At 35.2% G+C, this 4,777-nt stretch carries 5 protein-coding genes; all 5 read left to right on the top strand.

Annotated elements, in window-relative coordinates; translation table 11 throughout:
* A partial coding sequence (locus MM213_RS20390) for an ATP-binding protein (RefSeq protein WP_241414196.1) occupies window positions 1-156 on the top strand: 156 nt, incomplete at its 5' end.
* Between the two features lie 131 nt (window positions 157-287).
* A complete protein-coding gene (locus MM213_RS20385) occupies window positions 288-1,745 on the top strand; it encodes a DUF4209 domain-containing protein (protein WP_241414730.1) in 1,458 nt (485 codons plus the stop codon).
* Window positions 1,746-1,813: 68 nt separating this feature from the next.
* Window positions 1,814-2,539 carry a DUF6088 family protein gene (locus tag MM213_RS20380; RefSeq protein ID WP_241414729.1) on the top strand — a complete coding sequence of 242 codons (726 nt, stop codon included), beginning with the start codon at window positions 1,814-1,816 and terminating at the stop codon, window positions 2,537-2,539.
* Window positions 2,536-3,510 carry a nucleotidyl transferase AbiEii/AbiGii toxin family protein gene (locus tag MM213_RS20375; RefSeq protein ID WP_241414728.1) on the top strand — a complete coding sequence of 325 codons (975 nt, stop codon included), beginning with the start codon at window positions 2,536-2,538 and terminating at the stop codon, window positions 3,508-3,510. Before MM213_RS20380 ends, MM213_RS20375 begins: the two co-directional genes overlap by 4 nt.
* Window positions 3,511-3,697: 187 nt before the next feature.
* Window positions 3,698-4,567 (top strand): AAA domain-containing protein, encoded by an 870-nt coding sequence (locus MM213_RS20370; protein ID WP_241414727.1) that lies wholly within the window; start codon window positions 3,698-3,700, stop codon window positions 4,565-4,567.
* Window positions 4,568-4,777 lie beyond the last annotated feature (210 nt).

The raw sequence follows: 4,777 nt of genomic DNA, 5'->3' as shown, positions 1-4,777 counted from the left end.
GGAAGAGCTTCTACAATAGTTGTATCACAGCTTCCTGTCACAAAATGGTTCGAAACTATAGGTGACAGTACCATTGCTGATGCCATTCTTGACAGACTCGTTCATACAGCACACAGAATAGAGCTAAAAGGTGAATCAATGAGAAAAAAACAATAACTTTAATTGCCGTTAAAACGGTAACTGAAAACCCAAAAAGAAGGGGTGGTCAGAATGACCGGATTGGTGGTCAAGATCATCGGATTAAACATTCAAAGCTTAAAAGAAAAGAATATGCTGAGAAGGCAATCATGTATTATTGTAAAGGATTAGACGAAGTATTGCAGAAACTTAATAATCTTGTTAATGAATTTTATCTAAACCTTATTGGTAAGCAGTTTTCTGCTCTAGTAACTTTGATTTCTGATATCAAAGCTGAAACAATTAACCTTGAAAGAAATTTCATAAACCTATTAAGGAACTATCAAAATATTCCATTTTATGAAAAAGACCACCTGATTACGATTGCGTTAAAGCAACCAAAATTATTCACAAAAGAAAGTTTCCAAGTTGCATTGAATGTTTATGAAAAGGAATTTTTTGAAATTGGAAAAACTGATGATAAATTATTAATTGAGCACCACTATATTCCAAACGCAATTATCCTTAGCAAAAAACTTGACCTAAGTGATAGCAAATGGATTAATCTACTAGGTGAGTTTCATTTGAATTATGCTAAAACCCAGAAGAAGGAAGAATGGTTATTAAGCAATTACCTTCGTAAAGCTATAATTTGTTTTAAAGCCTCAAAAAATGAAATTCTGCTTTCGGAATCGGAAGCTTTTTTTAGAAAAGTTAGGAAAAACATAAATCTTCCTACTAGGAAGATTTTGTATACTCGAGAAAAAAATAAAGCTCTCTTCGAATATAGAGATCAAAGTATAGCCCTAGCCAAAGAGTTAATCTCAATCAAAAGTCCAGAGGCAATTTTCCTTAGGATCACAACTGGTATTGATTATCCATCGGCCAAACACATAGATGATAATTATCAAAAATTATATCCTGACTTTTTAAAAACGTTTACTACAATATTTTTTGATATCAATAGTAATCCAATGCAAGGAGATGATAATATTGACCTGCAAGTCATGAAAATGAAATTTTACAAATTTGAACTTGATTTTATGACACTACCATATTTGGACACCCTTATTGAAGAGGGACTAAAGAACAAGACACTTACAGCTGACGAACTTATTTCTTTTATAACTCAAAAAACTTGGATTGGACAACCCTTCACCGTTTTAGATTCAGATGATGATACATATGAATTGTCATGGATACCGTTAATCAGCCCATCAATCAAAGAATATTTTAATCAAAGAATCGCAAAGGTCGAAAATCCCGATTATCAAACTGATTTCATACTATGCATTGACAGTCTTACGACCAAGTTTGAGGGATTAATTAGGTATTTCATAGAGCAATGTGGATATCCTGTTTCCAAAACCGTAGCCAACAGAGTAGAGGAAATGAATCTAAATAATTTACTAGAATCAGAAGGCTTCAAGAAATTATTCAATCAGGATGATCAACTCCTTTTTGAATTTTTATTCAGTGGTAATGGAGGCTTAGATATTAGGAATAACGTTGCTCATTGCTTTTATCTTGAGGGCCATTACACTTCTGACAAAATGCTTCTTTTAATTTCAGCTCTTTTAAGGTTGGGGAAGTATTCTTTTTATTCTAAAGAAGACAAAGTATGGTAACTCAAAAATGTCCAGTTTTTTAATTAAAAAACTGGACATTTTATTTTTATTTGTTACTTTTGCTATTCATGAAAACAACTGATTATATAGCATTTACGATAGATAGATTCCCAAATGGATTTGTATTCACCTATGATGATTTTATCACAGAGGTGAAACAAAAAGAAGCTGTAATCAAAGCGCTAAACCGCATGGCACAATCAGGTAAAATCGCTAAGATATCAAAAGGGAAATTTTACAAGCCTGAAAAAACAATTTTCGGTGATCTTCAGCCTGAACAAAAGCAGGTAGTCAAAGACCTGTTGGAAGAAGATGGTAAAGTCACAGGTTACCTAACAGGTTTTAGTATTTTCAATAAATTGGGGTTGACTACCCAAATCAGTAATACGATACAAATCGGAAAAAATCAGACACGCCCTAGTTTTAAAAGAGAGCGCTATAGCATTTCTTTTATAAAACAAAAAAATACCATTACTAAAGACAACATCCCCCTTCTGCAAGTGTTGGATAGTATTCGTTATATCAAAAAAATACCTGATGCAAGTGTGGAATCATCTTGTAAGCGGTTTTTGGCTATCATCAAAAATTTTACCAACAAAGAAGTCATTACTCTGGTTCGATTAGCCTTAAAATACCCACCTTCCACAAGGGCTTTATTGGGAGCTATATTAAAAGAGCTACAACTAGGGGAAGCAACCGAGCCACTTTTTAAGTCATTAAATCCAATCACTAAGTATAAACTCGCTGGTGCAGGAAAAGTATTATCCAGTACTGAAAAATGGAATATTATATGAAACTGCACGAAGACAAGACTCTATTTAGACAAGCTGTTCTATTTACAGCAGACCGAATGAAGATCCCAGCCATTTATGTTGAGAAAGACTATTGGGTAACTTATGCGCTATTCACAATTTTTAGCAATGAAATTGGTCAAGAGACTGTATTCAAAGGCGGAACCGCGCTGTCTAAATGCTATAAAATGATAGACCGCTTTTCTGAAGATATTGACCTGGTAGTACTTAGACGAGAGGGCGAATCAGATAATAAGTTAAAATCAAAGCTAAAGACTATAAGCAGGATTGTGGAAACTACCTTGCCTGAAGTTGAGGTTGAAGGTATCACCCGAAAAATGGGCATGAACAGAAAAACAGCCCACTCTTATAATAAAGAGTTTAAAGGCAATTATGGTCAGGTTAGAGACGTGATCATTCTGGAATCAACTTGGTTGGGGTATTATGAACCATATACTACCAAGAGCATAGCGTCATTTGTAGGTCAGATGATGATTGAAAATAACCAGCATAAAATTGCTGAAGAAAATGGATTGATGCCTTTTGATTTATTGGTATTAGAACCCGCTAGAACCATTTGTGAAAAAATAATGAGCTTAGTTCGTTTCTCCCATACCGAAAATCCAATTGGGGACTTGAAAAACAAAATACGACATACTTACGACCTACATCAGTTACTCAAACAAGATGTGTTTTTGAACTTCTTTCAATCACCAGCATTTGATGAAATGCTATTGAAAGTAGCCAAAGATGATGTGATAAGCTTCAGAAACAATAACAATTGGTTAATATTTCACCCCAACGAAGCAATTATTTTCAAAGACTTAGATAAGGTATGGAATGAATTGAAAGCTACATATAGTGAGAGTTTCAAAAACCTTGTTTATGGAGAATTACCTAAAGAAGAAGACGTTTTAGAAATCTTAAAAATGATTCGAGAAAGACTTAAAACAATCACTTGGACTATTAAATAGGAGCTTCAGAATCTGATATCATGAAAATATCAAAAGAATACAGCATTCTATTTTAAATCTTAAAAGGTTTGGTTATTATATAGGCGGAGAATGATTACCCTCCAGTACATAGGGATGAAGTGTATAAGGGGATTTTTGAGCAGGCTGAGAATTTTAAGAAATATAGGACCGGGTAAAACCTACAAAAATGCCACTGCATAGAGATCTGATCTATATAGACCATAAAGATGTAACCGACCGGGTAAAGCACTTCAGGTACGGGGGTGGCAAGTGTCATGTGGTCTTTAAGAATGGAGAAAAGGAATATGCTTACAGCAAGGATCGGGCAGTCATCATTAAAACCGCACTAAGCAAAGATGGGGCTTTCCAAATATTCCAATACCTGAAAGAAATTGCTGAGGCCATCGGGCTGAAAAATGATAGAGACGAAAGTATTCTTGCCAAAAGCTATGGATCTATTTCCCATATACCAAATGACAGCATTCTTTCCTTTTTTCTCAATGGCTCATTACCGTCTGAAATCGATACCTCTAATGAAGCTATAGTTTTTCCTTTTGGGTTCAATTCCAGCCAAAAAGCAGCAACCAACCTTGCCTTCTCGAATAAGCTAAGCATCATAGAGGGACCTCCGGGAACTGGGAAGACACAGACCATACTGAATATCATTGCAAACGCTGTCATGACTGGAAAAAGTGTTGCAGTAGTCTCCAGCAATAACGCTGCAACCAGGAATGTCTATGAGAAACTTGAGAAATATGGTCTTGAATTTATAGCTGCACCTCTGGGGAAAGCAGAATACAAAAAAAACTTTATCGACAACCAAGAAGCCCTTCCAGATCTCTCAGAATTCTACCTTACTCCCAAACAGCAGGAGAAGTTAAATAAACAGGTGGTGGCACTTGGATCCCAACTTTCTGATTTTCTTGAAAAGAAAAATAGGTTGGCACTGCTAAAAATGGAAATCGAAAACACGGTAACTGAATACCAACATTTCCGAAAAATCTACCAGTTAGAGCCAGTGTATATTCCGAACCATCTTGACCACCTATTCCGGTGATGTTGACCACTTTTTTCTGATGATGTTGACCACCCCGTTAAATGAAGGTTAATGTAATCTAGGGTTAAGATTCCGGTGATGTTGACCACTGTCAATCTGACCATGTTGACCATTTTATTATAGTGGTCAGTATTGTCAGAATGACATTTTTGACCACTATTATTTTATCAGTTATCGTTTGCTTTATGGTAAAACTAACACCGTAAAGCA

The organism is Belliella alkalica (assembly GCF_022549785.1).
GTDB lineage: Bacteria > Bacteroidota > Bacteroidia > Cytophagales > Cyclobacteriaceae > Belliella > Belliella alkalica.
The sequence above is the reverse complement of the archived record's forward strand: the minus strand, read 5'-3'. Positions and strand labels throughout refer to the sequence as shown.

Coding starts and splice junctions, on each gene's coding strand:
- MM213_RS20385 (WP_241414730.1), top strand. CDS start 288: ATGTATTATTGTAAAGGATTAGACGAAGTATTGCAGAAACTTAATAAT.
- MM213_RS20380 (WP_241414729.1), top strand. CDS start 1,814: ATGAAAACAACTGATTATATAGCATTTACGATAGATAGATTCCCAAAT.
- MM213_RS20375 (WP_241414728.1), top strand. CDS start 2,536: ATGAAACTGCACGAAGACAAGACTCTATTTAGACAAGCTGTTCTATTT.
- MM213_RS20370 (WP_241414727.1), top strand. CDS start 3,698: ATGCCACTGCATAGAGATCTGATCTATATAGACCATAAAGATGTAACC.